17 protein-coding genes are annotated in these 14,771 nt (G+C 68.2%); 9 read left to right on the forward strand and 8 right to left on the reverse strand.

Going from position 1 to position 14,771, the window contains the following annotated elements:
• Window positions 1-117 precede the first annotated feature (117 nt).
• The 3 genes from OG522_RS00105 to OG522_RS00115 form a co-directional block, all read right to left on the reverse strand.
• Entirely contained in the window at window positions 118-660 is a 543-nt protein-coding gene (locus tag OG522_RS00105; protein ID WP_329460851.1) for an SMI1/KNR4 family protein, read from the reverse strand.
• Window positions 657-974 carry a hypothetical protein gene (locus OG522_RS00110; RefSeq protein WP_329460852.1) on the reverse strand — a complete coding sequence of 106 codons (318 nt, stop codon included), beginning with the start codon at window positions 972-974 and terminating at the stop codon, window positions 657-659. Before OG522_RS00110 ends, OG522_RS00105 begins: the two co-directional genes overlap by 4 nt.
• 116 nt (window positions 975-1,090) lie before the next feature.
• On the reverse strand, window positions 1,091-1,363 hold the full coding sequence (locus OG522_RS00115) for a hypothetical protein (protein WP_329460853.1): 273 nt from the start codon (window positions 1,361-1,363) through the stop codon (window positions 1,091-1,093).
• Between the two features lie 102 nt (window positions 1,364-1,465).
• On the opposite strand from OG522_RS00115, the gene OG522_RS00120 reads away from it, so the two are divergent.
• Both OG522_RS00120 and OG522_RS00125 read left to right on the forward strand, forming a co-directional pair.
• Complete coding sequence (locus tag OG522_RS00120) at window positions 1,466-1,888, forward strand: MarR family winged helix-turn-helix transcriptional regulator (RefSeq protein ID WP_329460854.1); 423 nt, start codon at window positions 1,466-1,468, stop codon at window positions 1,886-1,888.
• Window positions 1,885-3,177 (forward strand): MFS transporter, encoded by a 1,293-nt coding sequence (locus OG522_RS00125; RefSeq protein ID WP_329460855.1) that lies wholly within the window; start codon window positions 1,885-1,887, stop codon window positions 3,175-3,177. The genes OG522_RS00120 and OG522_RS00125 overlap by 4 nt, the downstream gene beginning before the upstream one ends.
• 499 nt (window positions 3,178-3,676) lie before the next feature.
• On the opposite strand, the gene OG522_RS00135 is transcribed toward OG522_RS00125, so the two are convergent.
• On the reverse strand, window positions 3,677-4,147 hold the full coding sequence (locus tag OG522_RS00135) for a DIP1984 family protein (RefSeq protein ID WP_329460856.1): 471 nt from the start codon (window positions 4,145-4,147) through the stop codon (window positions 3,677-3,679).
• Between the two features lie 623 nt (window positions 4,148-4,770).
• Between OG522_RS00135 and OG522_RS00140 the strand changes: the two genes are divergently transcribed.
• On the forward strand, window positions 4,771-5,139 hold the full coding sequence (locus OG522_RS00140; protein ID WP_329460857.1) for a hypothetical protein: 369 nt from the start codon (window positions 4,771-4,773) through the stop codon (window positions 5,137-5,139).
• Between the two features lie 1,094 nt (window positions 5,140-6,233).
• Here OG522_RS00140 and OG522_RS00145 read toward each other — a convergent pair.
• Window positions 6,234-6,620: a hypothetical protein gene (locus OG522_RS00145; protein WP_329460858.1), complete on the reverse strand. Its 387-nt coding sequence runs from the start codon at window positions 6,618-6,620 to the stop codon at window positions 6,234-6,236.
• Entirely contained in the window at window positions 6,610-6,822 is a 213-nt protein-coding gene (locus tag OG522_RS00150) for a helix-turn-helix transcriptional regulator (RefSeq protein WP_329460859.1), read from the reverse strand. Before OG522_RS00150 ends, OG522_RS00145 begins: the two co-directional genes overlap by 11 nt.
• 2,257 nt (window positions 6,823-9,079) lie before the next feature.
• Between OG522_RS00150 and OG522_RS00155 the strand changes: the two genes are divergently transcribed.
• The 3 genes from OG522_RS00155 to OG522_RS00165 are packed head-to-tail and all read left to right on the forward strand — an operon-like array spanning window position 9,080 to window position 10,571.
• Window positions 9,080-9,880 carry a hypothetical protein gene (locus OG522_RS00155; protein WP_329460860.1) on the forward strand — a complete coding sequence of 267 codons (801 nt, stop codon included), beginning with the start codon at window positions 9,080-9,082 and terminating at the stop codon, window positions 9,878-9,880.
• A 31-nt stretch (window positions 9,881-9,911) separates the two neighbouring features.
• Complete coding sequence (locus OG522_RS00160) at window positions 9,912-10,310, forward strand: hypothetical protein (RefSeq protein ID WP_329460861.1); 399 nt, start codon at window positions 9,912-9,914, stop codon at window positions 10,308-10,310.
• A 42-nt stretch (window positions 10,311-10,352) separates the two neighbouring features.
• Window positions 10,353-10,571 carry a winged helix-turn-helix transcriptional regulator gene (locus OG522_RS00165; RefSeq protein WP_329460862.1) on the forward strand — a complete coding sequence of 73 codons (219 nt, stop codon included), beginning with the start codon at window positions 10,353-10,355 and terminating at the stop codon, window positions 10,569-10,571.
• On the opposite strand, the gene OG522_RS00170 is transcribed toward OG522_RS00165, so the two are convergent.
• Both OG522_RS00170 and OG522_RS00175 read right to left on the reverse strand, forming a co-directional pair.
• Entirely contained in the window at window positions 10,556-11,008 is a 453-nt protein-coding gene (locus tag OG522_RS00170; RefSeq protein WP_329460863.1) for a hypothetical protein, read from the reverse strand. The genes OG522_RS00165 and OG522_RS00170 overlap by 16 nt on opposite strands.
• 101 nt (window positions 11,009-11,109) lie before the next feature.
• Window positions 11,110-11,235: a hypothetical protein gene (locus OG522_RS00175; protein ID WP_329460864.1), complete on the reverse strand. Its 126-nt coding sequence runs from the start codon at window positions 11,233-11,235 to the stop codon at window positions 11,110-11,112.
• A gap of 523 nt (window positions 11,236-11,758) precedes the next feature.
• Here OG522_RS00175 and OG522_RS00180 point away from each other — a divergent pair.
• From OG522_RS00180 to OG522_RS00190, 3 genes are all read left to right on the forward strand, one after another.
• The gene (locus tag OG522_RS00180; protein ID WP_329460865.1) at window positions 11,759-12,292 is read left to right on the forward strand and encodes a hypothetical protein; all 534 of its coding nucleotides are present in this window, start codon (window positions 11,759-11,761) and stop codon (window positions 12,290-12,292) included.
• A gap of 696 nt (window positions 12,293-12,988) precedes the next feature.
• Window positions 12,989-13,231 carry a hypothetical protein gene (locus OG522_RS00185; RefSeq protein ID WP_329460866.1) on the forward strand — a complete coding sequence of 81 codons (243 nt, stop codon included), beginning with the start codon at window positions 12,989-12,991 and terminating at the stop codon, window positions 13,229-13,231.
• 633 nt (window positions 13,232-13,864) lie between these two features.
• On the forward strand, window positions 13,865-14,560 hold the full coding sequence (locus OG522_RS00190) for a VC0807 family protein (protein ID WP_329460867.1): 696 nt from the start codon (window positions 13,865-13,867) through the stop codon (window positions 14,558-14,560).
• The last annotated feature ends 211 nt before the right edge of the window (window positions 14,561-14,771 follow it).

A 14,771-nucleotide genomic window follows, 5' to 3' on the forward strand; every position in this document is an offset into this window, starting at 1 on the left:
GTCACTTTTCACCCGCCGGACTCGGCTCACTTTTCAAGCGTCGCCGACAGTTCAGCACTTCGGGAGGCACCCGGGATTCGAACAGCCCGTGACCTGTGACCGGCCAGTACGGCGCGTTCAGTCCCACCAGCCGTTGTCGGTGTGCCAGCACCGCACCCACTCCTCGAAGCCCCACGCCTGGTCGCCGGGCGCCGGGATGGCGCCGACGTCGGCGATCATCCACACCTCGCCACGGCGGGGGCCGGTGGTCAGCAGGATCCAGAACGACTGTCCGTCCTCGGACCCGAGAACGATGGAGCCCTTGTTGAATGCAGCATCGATCCGCGGGTCCACAGGGTCGACACTCTCGTCGTCCTCCCAGGGCCAGGCTGCTTCCAGGGGGAACAGTTCTCCTGGCTGCCGCGGGCCAAGGTCGGGCCATCCGTCGGGCAGCCAGCCGAGCGGCTGGAGACCGCCGTCGCCGGCGGGGCCGAGGCTGGACCCGTTGCTGATCTCCGCGATGAACGTCCTGTACGGCTCCGGGAGGACCACACCGTTCCCCTCCTCCCAGCCTGCGACAGCTTCATGTCCGAGCGGCGGCTCGCGCCATTCCGGTGGAAACGCGGAGCGCAGGAAGTCGAGAGTGGCGTAGGCGGGAGGCTGATCACGTGGGTCTGTCACAGCAGCATGCTGGCAGAATTCGAAGTCCGGCTTGTCGGTGGTCGCAGCGGCCACAGCGCAGCGGTGAGCGGAATGCCGTTCAGCATGGCGATGGTCCGCGGGCTCCCCATGGCGACCTCGTCGGACACCACCGCGTGCAAGGTCAGGGTCCCGAACGCGGCGCTGAGGCGTTCGCCCTTGCCCCGGTCGATGTTCCAGGCCTGCAGGCGTTCATGACGTTTGTTCAACCGCCACGGTTCCTGATCAACAAGGGGCAGGACGTGATGGCCGAGGCGTACGCACTGGCGCCACACGGTGTCGCGGTCCGAAACCACAAGGACGCCTCCTTGAACCGGGGACCCCAGGGCCCGCTGTCCAGAACTTCCCGTGCGGCCCCGGGGCTTGCGGCTCCCCTATCCAAGCCGGCATACCTCAGGCCGGATCGCCGCGATCACTTCCTGCGCGCCCAGCGGTAGCCGACGTTCGGATGTGACGTGTTGCCGTGGGAGCTGCCCGGCATGTGGCGGCCCAGGTCGGCGAGGCGGTCGAGCTCGTCGCCGCTGTCCAGCGCGGCCATCTGGCCGGCCAGGGCTGCGATCTTGCTGCGGAACTGGGACTCCACGCTGGGGTCGCGGAGTTCACCGATGTAGGGGTACTCGTCGAACTCGGGGCTCTTGGCGACCTTCTCGAAGGTCTCGCGCAGCAGGTCCGAGTGTTTGATCATGAGCTCAATTTATCGCAGCGCTGTTATATTAGCGCTGTGACATCTTTAGATCCCACAGCGCTACCTGATCCCTGGCAATCCCTGCACGAGCTTCTGGCAGCCATGGACGCCGAGATCGAGCAGGTCTACGCAGAGCGTGGCATCGAGGGGGTGCGGCCTCGGTTCGCCTATCCGCTAATCCGGCTCGCCCACACCGGACCACTGACCATTCGCGAGCTTGCGAAGTCCCTGGACCGCTCGCACTCCGCGATCAGCCAGACCATCGCCGCCATGCGCAAGGAGGATCTGGTCACCTCCGAGCCGGGGCCTGACGCCCGCACCCGGCGGATCGACCTGACCGAGCGCGGCCGGTCGCTGGTGCCGTTCCTAGAGGCGGAGTGGCGCGCTACCCACGCGACGGTCGCCGAACTGGACGGCGAGGTCCCGTATGCGATGACCACCGTTGTCGAGGAGGTGCGGCGGGCGCTGGAACGCCGGTCGATGCGGCAGCGGATCCTCCACCACCTTGTCGAGCCACCGCGATGAGGGGGCGTGTCCATGTCCGGTTTCTCGACACCCGCCCGCTGCGTAGCAGCCAGCCGTTTCGCGACCTGTGGATCGGCACCTCGGTCTCTCAACTCGGCGGACAGATAGCCAACATGGCGGTGCTGGCCCAGGTCTGGGAGCTGACCGGCAGCCCGGTTGGCACTGGCGCCATCGGGCTCGCCACCGGCTTGCCGATGGTGCTGTTCGGACTGCTCGGCGGCACGTTGGCCGACACCTTTGACCGCCGTGCGGTGGTGCGGGCCACCACCGCAGGTCAACTGCTGGCCGCCGCAGGGCTGTGTGCCCAGGCCCTGGCGGACAACCGCAACGTCCTGCTGCTGCTCGCTCTGGTAGCCATGGGGACGAGCTGCAGCGCTCTCGGCGCTCCCGCCCGGCGCACCTTTCCGGTCCGGCTGTTGCCGGGCGACCAGGTCGCGGCCGGGCTCGCGCTGACCAACGTCTCCTTCCAGGCAGCGATGCTGGCCGGCCCCGCGATGGCCGGGCTGATCATCGCGGGTTGGGATTTCCCTGCCGCGTACGCCGCCCAGGCCTTGGCCATGGCGGTCTCGATGCTTGCGGTAATCCGCCTGCCTGTCATGCGGCCCGAAGGCGCCGACGCGGCAGGCGGCAGGCGCCGGCCGGAGCGTGGCGGCTGGCGGATCGTCCTGCGCCGCCCGACGCTGTGGGGCTCGATGGCCACCGACTTGTCCGCAACGCTGCTCGCCATGCCCATCGCACTCTTCCCACTGGTCAACGAGATCCGATTCGGGGGAAACCCGCAGACCCTCGGCCTGTTCCTCTCGGCCGTCGCGGTCGGGGGGATCACGGCCGGTCTGCTCTCCGGCACAGTGACGCGCTGGCGCCGCAGCGGTCTGGTACAGCTGTCCGCAGCCGGGGTCTGGGGCCTGGCGTTGGCCTGTTTCGGTCTGGCGGGGCCGCTGTGGCTGGCGCTCGGCTGCCTGGCCGTGGCGGGCGCTGCCGACACCGTGTCTGTCGTCACCCGCAGTGCCCTGGTCCAGCTGGAGACCCCGGACGCGTACCGGGGGCGGGTCTCCTCGGTAGAACACGTCGTCGGTGTCGCGGGCCCCGAACTCGGCAGCTTCCGTGGTGGTCTGTTGGCGTCGGTCACCTCTGCCCCCTTCTCATTGGTCTTCGGGGGACTGTCCGCCATTCTGGCGGTCGCCGCCGTGGCCGCGACCAACGCCCCCCTGCGCTCCTACCGCACGCCGCCTGCTGCCGCGAAGCCGCCCGTCCCTGGAGTCGCCGACGCGCCGGCGGCCGCTGGTTAGGTTTGCTGATTCGCCTCCAGCCTTGACGCCCGGCGAGGGATGGTCATTCCTCGTCGACGGCGTCCGGATCACGCAGCGGACGCAGGAACGACTGAGCATGCCCGCACGCATGGAGCCCCGACTGCTTCCGTAACCACAGAGATCACGCAGGCCATTACCGAAGTTCTCAGCTCTGGGACGGCGTTGGTGGTCATGAACGCGCGGTATGACCTCTCCCTACTGGACCGTGAGTGCCGACGGATGCCAGTGCTTCTCTCCATGATGCTGTGATGTGGAATGCCCCGATCCCGCCCTCGCCGTCCCGGATCTGCACGTGGTGATGTGCTGTGCGCTGTGCACCGTTACCTGTACACCGTGCTGAGCTGCGCTGTTGATGGGGAGTCGAACCCCCGCGTTGCTCTTCACGCGCCAGGAGTGGGCTGGAAAACCGCCGGCCCTCGGTGTGTGCACGCCTCCAGAGCGGCTACCTGCTCCACATCGCCCTAGCCTGCCGGACCGGTCAGTCCAGCAGGTCGACCTCCCAGTTCGTGCGCTGGATCCGCACGTCGACCTCGCGGATCTCCTTGGCGAGCACATCGGCCCGGGCGCGTAGTTCCGCGACCGGAAGCGCGGAAAGCACCATCAGCTCGGACCGCAGCTGCCTGCCGTATCCGCGATCACCCGTCCCCGCGGCCGCGTCCGCCGCCGCCGTGACCACAGAGTGCCGCAACCGCAGGACGTCCCGCCGTGCGAGTGCGTCGGTGAGCGTGCCGTCCTGCCCCATCTCCACGGTGGCGTTGGTCCGGTTGATCCGCCGGATCAGCACTTCCAGGGTCGCCAGCACCTCATCGGCCTCGGCCAGAAGCTGGGCCGCGTTCTCGGCGGGCGTCTCCCCCTCCTGGTACCGCGCGTTGCTGACGACACGCGCTCGCAGCTGCTCTACGCGACGCGTCGCCGCCGCACGTTCTGCCAGTGCCTCGGCAAGCTTCACTGCCACCACCTCCCCCGTCTCCGTTGAGTTCGCACGAGTATCGAACACAGGCCGGGTCATACGCACCGGGATTTCGAACGGCAGAGAAGTCACGGAGGACTCTCCCCCGTGGGCGTCGATGTGCTGCTGACGGCGCGTCGCCCTGGTCGGCGTCCGCGAGCGGTGGCACACGCTGGTCACTGCCCGCCGCGCGTACTTGAATACCCCGTCGTAGCGGGCCCGCATGCGATGTGCGAGCACCGCGCACGCCCCCCGACAGCTGTCTCCCAGGAGATCGACACCAACCTTCAGGGTGGGCGACGGGCAAATTGGGGTGCCGATAGGCATGGGCTGCGCGTCCTCCACCCCGTAGCCGGTTGATCAGTCCTCTGCCTCGCCAAGCTCGTGTCGGATCTCGTACAGGTACTCCGTTCGTACGACCTCGACCTTGACTCCGATCATCGCCTGCAGCTCCGCGGCGTACCTTTTCTGGCCCCGCTTCCGGCGACCCACGGCCCCCGGCTCGCCTGGATGTCGCTGGTGGCGGGCAGCTCCTGGCTGAAAATCTGATGGCTCTCCCCGACCAGCAGCATTCGAGGTGCCCGTGGTGCCGGGACGGGGCCCGGCAGGCCATAATCGGGGGCATGGCTCTGGCATCCTCTTCCGCTCCTGTGCCGCCCGCGCTCACGATCCTGCGGACCCGGTACGCCAGCCAGCTGCCCGCGCGCCTGGACGATCTGGCTGGCCCCGCGCACGGCACGGTCGACCTGCCGCTGCATGTGGTGTGGTCGGGGTTGCGGTCCTTCGACGTGGACCATCCCAAGCTGCGGATGAGCCTGTACCGCACCGTCCTGGCCGAAGGCCTGCGCCAGGACCTGGAGACGTTCCTCAACCGCGACCTGCTCATCAGCCAGTGGCCCGTGCTGCGGACCCTGATCAGCCGGCCGATCCGCGAGGTATGGGAAGACGCCTTCCCCGAGCTCATCGCCACCCGGGCCGCGACGGCCGCGTGAACCTGACTGACCTGCACCGCCAGCTGCTGGCCGACGTCCTCGCCATCGGCCGGTGAAGTGGAAGACGCCGAGGCTGACCCAGCGGCCTGCGCGCTGCTGCACTATTCGGGTCGGGTCGCGGGAGGGGTCAACCTCAGCGGAGGTGTCGGTGTTGAGGATGGTGTAGGCGGCCTGCCGGGTCTGTGCCCCGGTGTCGGGCAGATGGACGGAGACGCGGGCCCAGGAAGGAGTTTGGTTGTCGAGGCTCCAGGTGCCGTCGATGGCCATGGGGCCGCCCGCCCCACCGAAGTGACTGGCGTCGCGGGTGTGGGTGTACCAGAAGTGGCCTCCATAGCCGCCGCTCAACCTTGTGGCGCCGTTCCAGGTAGCGGAAGAACACCGTCAGCGCGGCGGCCCGGCTGGTCCGGGTTGCGGGTTTGGCGTCTCGCAGGACTTTGCCAAAGTAGTTGTCGGCGTCGGTGGGTCGCATCTCCCACAGCGGGCGGCCGAACCAGTCCCGGATCAGTTCCAGGTGGTTGGTGTCGTTGCGGATCGTGCTGTCGGCCAGGCCAGCTGAAGCGCGGGCGAGTACGAACCCGGATAGGGCGTCGGTCTCGAAGTCCGCAAGTTCCTCGTCGCCGGTCGGCAGCCGGAGATCACGTACCACGGCCAGTGCCAACTCACGCACCTCGACTTCATCCAGGGTGAAGAAACCTCGGTGCACACGAGGTTCACTCACCCTGGATGAGGTGGGGTCAGAACGGGATCTGACCACCCGAAGGAGTGAACAGGTCCTGGCCCAGGCACGGAACGAGCAGGAGGAACCAGGCACGGGGTTCAGGAACTCAAGGACTGTTGCTTACCCATCATCGCCGACATCGACCTCGACCCCGACTCCACCGGCGACACCCGCTCAGCCTGGCCGGCGCCGGCCTCTGGTGACCAGGCGCCCAGCTCTGCCAGGCAGACCCGATCGAGGCGCAGGACCCCGATGAGCTACGAAGAAGCACTCGAGGAAGCACGGACCGCCGGCACCACCAACGCCAGCGACGCCGCCGTTTGATCGCGTTGCCGGGGCGGACGTACGGCGGCGAGCCGTTCGAGGCGAGGCCTTCTCAGGCATGCCGAGAGAAGAAGGCGACGAACGCGATGTAGGAGATGGCGGCGGTGGCCACGAACCAGAAGTACGGATCGCCGCTTCGTCCGGATGCCAGGTCACCGATGAAGGCGTAGAGATTCCCCGCGGTAAGCACCACCCCCGTGCCGGCCCAGGCTCGCCCTGAGATCCGGGCGAAGCGCTCGTCGGGAGCCTTTTCGGTGAGGCCCTGGTAGGTCTCGCTCCGGCGTCCCAGCAGCGCTAAGGCAAGACTGCAGACCGCCAGGATCCCGAACGTCACCAGGCCGATAGTGAGGCGGCCGCCGAAAGCCGCGGCCACGAGGCAGGCGCCTCCGACGGCGAGAACGAAGCCGGGGACGGACCGCCTGGCTGTGTTACTGGTCATCTGCGGGGTCCTCTTCGGCATGGAACATCTCCTCAACGCTGACTTGGAAGAACTTGGCCAGGGACATGGCGAGCGGCAGGGAAGGTGTGTACCGCTCGGTCTCGATGGCGTTGATCGTCTGGCGTGAGACCCCCAGGGCTGTGCCTAGCTGGCCCTGGGAGAGCCCTCGTGACGACCGCAGTTTCCTGACGCTGTTTCGCACATGTAAAGCTTACTTGTCATCCCTCGCTGGTTGTCAAGCTTGCTTTACAGACAACGCAGGGCTCGCACGGCGTCTCGGGCATCGTGTTCACCGTGCTGACGGCCGGCCTGGCGCAGAGGGGTGAGTGCATCCCTCACCGCCCCTTGGGGCCCACGCCGAAGAAAAGAAGGAGTTCGGGATCCCCAGGCGGTTGCTGGCTGCGGGGTACCGCATCAGTCTGGGGATCGGAGTCCCCGTGTCGGCAAGGCTGGCATGCCGGGGGCGGAGGTCAGGTCGACAGGACTGTGCGCGCAAGGGCGGCTCGTCCTCAACTGCCAGACAGGGTTGCCAATTTGGCTGTCTGGCACGCCTGGCGTTCCCTACGGTGCCTGGCGTCGCACCGACATGCTGGCGGTTCGGGGAGGGCTACGAAGCGTGGGAGACCGAGGGTCTGCTGATGCCCGCGATCATCGAAGTCCACGCCAAACAGGGCAAGAGGTTGCGTGCCGAGCCGATCGCACAGCTCTACGCCCAGGGCCTGGTCCATCACCTCGGGGAGTTCCCACGCCTCGAGGGACAGCTCGGCACGTGGATCCCCGGACTCCCCAGACCGTATGGACGCTGCCGTCCACGCTCTCACCGAACTCGCCGACCCCGCAGCGACCCGTACGGAGACGCGCAGCTACCAGGACAATCGGCTGGCGGGACGCAGATGAAGGGTATGGGAACGTGCGAAACCAAGTCGCATGAGACGTGCGAAAGAGACGCGTGAACTACGAGGAATCCGTAGGAACGAAGCCGTAATCACGATCCGTGAATGTAGATTGAGCAGGACCCGGCAGCGTACTCACCGATACACAGTGTTGTACTCGCTGGGAAAAGGGTGGGGCCGCCTCCTGAGAGACGGCCCCGGACGGACGCCGGTTACTGGGGCACCTTCGTCACCGCATCGAGCAGCAACCCGATGAGAGCGATGATGAAGGACCATTTGCCCCAGTCCGGTTGTTCGCTGTCCATACGCCTCCTGTCGTCCACACGGACGGGTATCTCCCGGCCGATCGGTCCGGGAGATCAGGAGTGGCAGCGAGTCCTGGCGTCACTCTAGAGCGAGCCCCCGCCAACTCGGCCCGATTACCAGATACGAGGGAGTTTTTGTGCGACCTGCGCTCTACGCTGATCACATGGCGTAGGGCCTGGTGCGGAGGGACGCCCCGTGCGCCTCAAGCAGTTGGTCATCGACGCCTGGTCGTGGCTGAACTACACGCCTGTGTTCGCCGACCCTGAGCGAGGCATGCCGCACCAGCGCGCGTTCCCCGAGTCGACCGTGATGTGAGTCCCCGAAACACGACCAGCGGCGCCTGGCCGCCTACAAGCTGCTCGCGGCCTACGACAACAACCAGGCCGGGGAGCTGGCCGCGTTGAGCGGCCTCCACGCCCTGGGCCCACGCGGCGCGCACGTACGTCCAACTGATCGAACATGGACCGCACTCGGTGCAGGAGTTGTGCGTGAAGGTGGCTTACACCGCGCGGACGATCACTAAGCACCTGGACGGGCTGTGCAGCACGGCCTGGTCGTCCAGGTGCCCGACGGCCGGTGGAAGGCGACCGATCAGAGGCCGTGGGAGGTCGCGGTTCGCTGAGGGCGCGCCAGGCGTCCGTTGTCCAGTCGGCAGCTATCGCGGCGCTGAAAGCATCGTGATGACTTCCGCTTGATTACGTCTCCTCATTCTCTGACGCTCACGTCACAGCACTCTGTGACATGGACATGCCCTTATCTGGTCCGTCGAGGCAGCCCTCGACCCTCTAAGATCAAATCACGGGACGGGGTGCTCTACGACACCTACGACGCCCCCCAATGGAAGCTGAAGGCCGCCGCCGAGGAGACCGCACCCCCTTCGGCGGAGGGCGGGCCGGTCGACCCGCGGGTGTACGACCCGAAGGACGCCTATGTGGGGTCGCGCGTTGAACCGGTGGACCTCACCGAGGCGTTCGCTCCCGTCGCGGAGGCCGGGGCCGACATCGTCCCGCCGGAGATGGGCTCGGCCCAAGACCTGGCCGCGGCCGTCGACGACGATCTGCGCATCCTGGAGCAAGCCTGGCGGAGCACCGTCCCCGGCCCGCCCACCCGGCTCGCAGACAACACCGCCCCGTCTAGCACCCCAGTGGCGGAGCCCTCGACCGGCACGGACGCCCGGCACGACGCCGCAGCGGTCAACACCGCGCTGCAGCAGCCGACCAGCACGGTGACGCGCTCAAGGAGCTGCCCGAGTGGCAGCAGTTGCAGACCGTCCGCGGCGCCGCCGCCCACCTGTGGAACACCATCAGGGAAAAGGCGGGGCAGTACTTCGAACGTCTGGCCGACGACGTACGGGTCCAGGGGTTCTGGCGAACCGTCTCCGTCCGCGCCTGCCAGACAATCGCCCGCAGAGCGCAGGCCGGGGCCGACCGGCTGCGCCGCGGTGCCAAGAGGCAGGACCTTCCGGCCGCCGAGGCCCTGCTCAAGCTGAGCGACACGGCCCTGGCCTACAGCAGCCCGCGCAGCGAACGGCCCGACGACGCCACGGTGGCCGCCGCACAGCAGAAGAATCTCACCGAGTTCCGGCAGCTGCGCACCACTCTGGCCTCCAACGAGCCCCTGCCGTACGCCACCCGGGAAGAGGCCACCGCGGCCTCGCGGGACGTCGCCGCCGCCTTCCAGACCTGGGCAGAGAGCGACATGAGCAACGAACTGTGCACCTCCTCCACGCACCCACGGGTGGTGGAGTTCCGGGAAGCCTGGCAGCAGCTCCCGCCCATCGACCTGCCCGACGGGTCGGGCTCGGCAGCCGGCGCGTTCGGCGTCGTGGCCGAGCACGCCCAGGGGATCGTCGAGCGCGCCCAGGCCCAGCCGGGCCGCTTCGCCCAGGCCGATCTGGCCGCCCTCAAGGTGGTCGCCGACCTCGCGGCGCACCACGGCGGCCGCCTTGCGGTCACCCTGCCGCCGGACCTCACCGGTCCGGCGCCCTCCGCCCAGCAGGCTGCGCCGCGTCCGGCGGTCGCCGTCCCCGTCGTGCCCGGCGGCGCCCGCAGGTCGGCGTGATGGGCATGAACCGAGCAGGAAGGAACAGACGGTGAGCACACCGGAAGAGTCCGTGGGCACGGTGGTCGAGGCGGTGAAGCTGGAGGGCCCCCAGCCGCTGCGGCTGCTGGCCGACTGGGAGATCCGGGAGCGGGAAGCCCGGCTGCTGCGGGCCGAAGAGGCCGCCCGCCGCCTGGCCCGGCCCCCGGAGGAACCGCCCGACGTGGTCCAGCAGCTCGTCCAGCAGGGCGCTGTGCCTGAACTCCGCGAGCTGACCCGCCGCCAGCAACTGCCGCCCGAGCAGCGGCAGGCCGAAGAGGCCGCGCGGGCTCAGCACCGGGCCGCCCAGAGCGTGCGCCGGGCGCAGCCTGTCGCTGCCCTGCCCGCGCCGACCGTGGCCGTCCCGCAACTGCCGCAGGATCCGCAGGATCCGCAGGCCCAGCGCCGATGACCCGTCGAGCCACGCCGGGGCCGAGTTGAAAGAGGCTTCTCCATGGGGCACCCGCCGCTTCCCACCCCTCGCCAAGACGCCATCTTGGCTGCGATGCGCGACGCGATCACCCGGACCGGTGTGCCGCCCACCATCCAGGAGCTCGCCGACGCGGTGGGACTGGCCAGCACCTCGTCGATCGCGTACCACCTGGAGCGGCTGGAACGGCAAGGCATCATCATCCGCATGAATGGGGCGGGGCGGGTCTACCGCATCTGTTGACCGGGCGATCGCCGCCCCACCGCTTCGGCGAGGGCGTCGAGGGCGAGAGCCTGCTCCTGGTCGTCCAAGAGCCCCAGCGCGGCCCGCAGGTTGACCCGGTGGGGACCAGCGATCGAAGCAGCGATCTCCAGCATCGCCAGATCGGCCGCCGACTCCCGGAAGCACGCCCGGTCCTGCAGCGCGGCGCAGACGTGCCACCAATTCACGGAGGGCGGGCTCTGGGCCAGGTCGAGGACGTACCAGAGGCCGGATGGGGCATCAGCTGCCGGGACGCAGAACTGCCGGAGCCAGTACCCGCTGCGGTGCTGGCCGAGGAGGCGGGTGGCGACGCGCGCGGACACGTCTTCGACACCGTAGAGCAGGCAGTGGGCCAGCTCCTGGCCACCCGTCACACACAGTGCGGCCGCGATGTTGTAGTCCTGGGAGGCCGTGCGCACAAGGCCAACCTAGGGCGGAAAGCGCTGCTGGCCGGGTTCGACACAGCGGCGCCACCCACCGGGGCCGTGCGGGGCGGCCTCCGCCGCCCCGCGAACAACGCCTACCTGGTCAGGGCCCGCACCATGCTGGCCGTCTGCTTGCCGACGTCCAGCGCATACTGACGGGCCGGCGGGACTATCACCCCGATCAGCCACACCAAGCTGAGCACGGCGACCAGAAGCGTCACGGGCACCATCAGAAAAGCGCGTGCCAATATGCCTGTGGGGATCGTCACCGGCGCCCCCTCAGCGTCGGCGCCTGCGTGATTCCATCTTGCCCGGCGCCCGGAGAGCGCCTTATGGTGGGTTCCAAGCAAACCTTCCCTAATCGGGCGAAGGTGGAGACGGCTCCCGCGCCATCGGGGGCCGTCGGCGTTTCCGGCGACGGCCAGCCTCCCTGTCCTCACAGGCTAACTGGCCTGCCTCATCGACTAGTTCCTCCGTCGGGAGCGCGGAAAGTGCTATTTGACAAGCCCTCACGGAATTTCTGGCCGGAACAGGGTCAAGGCGGTCCGAGTGGTCGAGCCATAGAGCCACTGGTGAATGCCGAAAAGGCCTCGTGGCCCTTCTGCGTATTGCCGTGGTGAAGGTGGCTGATTCCAGTCCTGCCGCCAGGCGGAGGTTGTCAACTATTTTCGACGGATGACAAGGCGGGGATGGCTTGGGCCGTCGCATTTCGACGACGGCCCACACTCGTATGGTGACGATCTTGTGCTGCCGCTGGCGACCCGGGTGCTGCGCGAAGCCATGACGCGGCTCCGGGAGCTGGCCGACCGCCCGCGCGCAGGAGGGACCCCCGAACTCCTGGACGCCTTGGAACGGCTGAGAGCCATCGAACTGGCCATCAGTGCGGAAAAGACCCTGCTCATCGCCGAGATCCTGGCCAACGGAGGAACCTGGCAGAAGGCCGCCGACGCCTGCAAAGTGCAGAAGCAGACGCTGCACAAGGCGTACAAGGACAAGGTCAACGCCGTCTCCCGCATCTGTAACGACAGCGCAGCCGAGAAGGTCCTTCGGCTGATGGACCTCCTTCACCCTCAGACCGTGGCCTGGCTGATCCGCCTGGGCCACGTCGAGGTCCAGACCGCGGTCGTCAACGGCCGAAGAGAACGCGTGCTCCGGCGCAACGTCTCGGCGATCGTCGCCGATGAGCAGAGCACGAGGCGGCCCCATCGCGAGCGCCTCTCGACGGGCATCCAACCCCGAGCATTGCGGCACTTCCCCCTCCCGCGGCGCTCGTCCTGACCTTTTAGGAGCCGTCGAGCAGAGCGGCAACCGACGCGGGCGCCACGCATGATGTCGGGTTCTGTCACCCGTCTGCACAGGGCTGTTGCAAAGTCCCGGTGGTAGCGGGAAGTTGCAGGTCACGGTGGTGTGACGTGTGCCGTTCGTCCCGTCTCGTATGCAAAGAAGCTCCGGTTGGAGTGGGTGACCTCTCAAGTCGCCTTCGCGTCAGCACCGTGTACTGCCGGGGCTGCAGGAGCTGCCCCGCGGCGACGTCGCCCGGTGGGCGCCTCTCGTGCTACTGCCGCCAGCGGCCGTGCTGTTCTGCGTGGCGGTGGGATGGGTGTGGTGGGGCGCGGTGGTGGCCGGCACCCGCTCGCCGCTGCGGGAGCGGTGGATCGTCGCGTCGCTGGCGTTCGTGGCCGTCAGCTCGCCGCGGCCCGCCGGCTGTGCGCCGCGGCGCCTACACGCGGCTCGACGAGGTGCTGCCGCTGTTCCTGGCCTTGGCTGACGGCAGTACCGTGCAGGGCCCGGTGGGCGCCGCCGGTGCGCTTGTCAGGAGTGTGTAACAGGCATCTAGTGTCCCTTGAGGCAGTGAGTTCCCGTGTGATCGACTGCGGATGCTTTGGGGATTCCCTTGGCGCACAAGTGCGCAGTGCGGTCGCGGAGTTCACGTTTCTGCGGCGCATGTGCCTACAGACAGAGACGGAGCGAAGAATGCGCAAGACTTTCAAGAAGGCCATAGTCGTCGGTGCCGGCGTCCTGGCGCTTTCCGGCGTCGCTGCCGGCGTGGCTCAGGCGACGCCGCGACAGGGCGCGGACATCCCCGGCAAGGGCCCTCTCCAGGAGTGCACCAATTGGGGTAACGCTCTGCAGTCCCATGGAACGATCGTGGGTTTCGCCTGCATGGAGGATGAAGGCGGTAACTCGTGGGAGCTCACCCCCTACTACGCCAACTGACTTCGGGTCGTGTGCAGGCGAGACCCACGGCACCTGTTGTTCGGGTCGGTGCCTGCCTGGACTTCCACGCCGCGCCGACGGTGGCAGGTCGAGTGCGACCTGCTGGAGGCCGGTGGGGCTCGCCGCATTGCTGACGAGCAGGGCGCGGCAAGTCCCGGCCGTCAGTAGCCGCGCCGATAGCGGGGACTTTTAGAGGCTGCCGCGGGCCACGCCCGCATGTGCGGTAAGCAGGTCACGTCCCTGCCGGTGGTTGCAACCTGCTTGGGTCCATCCCCGCGTGGGGCCCTGCGTCTGGGGCGTCGCCGTCAGGCGGCGGCCATCCAGGAGGCCGTTCTGCTCAACTCGCCGGTCGAGCACTGATCCGCCAACTGAAGCTGTGTGGCACTGCAGTTGGCGAGTTGAGCGTTGGCCGGGCACTGTCTATCCAAAGCTGGCTCGGTGATCCCGGCTGCATCGCCCGCGCATCCTCAAGCGGCCAGGACGCGGTCCTTGGTTTAGCCGTTGTCCAGCACGGAATCACCCTGAAGTCTGCGATCGAAGCCGCCGTCGTGCGGATGGCGCAGCCGCCTCGCCCGGACATGGACGGCTGTGCCTGTGAGATCACCACTGCCCTTCTCGTGACTGGAGGACGTCATGACCACGCGCAATGTGTCGGCGGTGACGACCTCCGAGGTGCCGCCGCGGCCGAGCGGGCGACGTCTGCTGCTCGGTGTCGTCTGGGACATCGTGGTCCCGATCGCGTTGTACTACGGCCTGCGTGCCGCTGGCGTCAGCGTCTTCGTCGCACTGCTGGCCGGCGCCTTCCTGCCGGCGCTCACCATGGTGGTGCAGTGGCTGCGCACCCGCAGCCTGGAGGGCATGGCGGGATTCGTCGCCGGGACCATGCTGCTCGGCATCGCAGCCGCGCTGGTCAGCGGCAGCCCCCGGTTCCTGCTGGCCAAGGACGGTTGGCTGACCGGCGTGGCCGGGCTCTGGTTCCTGATCTCGATCAGGGCCAGGCGCCCGCTGCTCTTCCACGGCGGCCGCCCTCTGTTGGAGGGGCGGTTCCGATCCGACGGCACCTCCTGGGATGCGCTGTGGGAACGCGAGCCGGCCTTCCGGCGGATCTGGCGGGTCTCGACTGCGATTTGGGGCGTGGCGATGCTGCTCGACGCCGTCGTGCGGGTCGTGATGGCCTACACCCTGCCGATGGACCTGGTGCCCGGCCTCGGCGCAGTGCTCTGGCCGGTCACGCTGGTGCTGTTGCAACTGGTCAACGGCGTCTACTACGAGGTGGCCGGGCTCTGGCGGCTGACCGCCGGCACGACCAGGCGCTCGCCGGAAGGTTGAGCGCCCGCCCCTGCTGTGCTTCAGTGCTGTGCTTCAGCCACACCGGGCAACTCGCCGCAGGCGCCGACACTGAACGCTCAACCCGCCGGCTCAACCGCTCACTCGAGGGTGGATCTCGGTGAGGGGCTTGCCTTACTTCAGAGGTAATCGTCTCGGCGTGCCTACACGGGCAGGATTGGCGATCTCTCCGCGTCGGAGGACGCGGACCAGG

Origin of the sequence: Streptomyces sp. NBC_01431 (assembly GCF_036231355.1) — a bacterium.
Classification (GTDB): domain Bacteria; phylum Actinomycetota; class Actinomycetes; order Streptomycetales; family Streptomycetaceae; genus Streptomyces.

What these genes read in the sequence shown, in the direction of transcription:
- OG522_RS00115 (WP_329460853.1), bottom strand. Translation starts at nt 1,363, where the DNA reads ATGATCAAACACTCGGACCTGCTGCGCGAGACCTTCGAGAAGGTCGCC.
- OG522_RS00120 (WP_329460854.1), top strand. Translation starts at nt 1,466, where the DNA reads ATGGACGCCGAGATCGAGCAGGTCTACGCAGAGCGTGGCATCGAGGGG.
- OG522_RS00125 (WP_329460855.1), top strand. Translation starts at nt 1,885, where the DNA reads ATGAGGGGGCGTGTCCATGTCCGGTTTCTCGACACCCGCCCGCTGCGT.
- OG522_RS00140 (WP_329460857.1), top strand. Translation starts at nt 4,771, where the DNA reads ATGGCTCTGGCATCCTCTTCCGCTCCTGTGCCGCCCGCGCTCACGATC.
- OG522_RS00145 (WP_329460858.1), bottom strand. Translation starts at nt 6,620, where the DNA reads ATGACCAGTAACACAGCCAGGCGGTCCGTCCCCGGCTTCGTTCTCGCC.
- OG522_RS00165 (WP_329460862.1), top strand. Translation starts at nt 10,353, where the DNA reads ATGGGGCACCCGCCGCTTCCCACCCCTCGCCAAGACGCCATCTTGGCT.
- OG522_RS00185 (WP_329460866.1), top strand. Translation starts at nt 12,989, where the DNA reads ATGCGCAAGACTTTCAAGAAGGCCATAGTCGTCGGTGCCGGCGTCCTG.
- OG522_RS00190 (WP_329460867.1), top strand. Translation starts at nt 13,865, where the DNA reads ATGACCACGCGCAATGTGTCGGCGGTGACGACCTCCGAGGTGCCGCCG.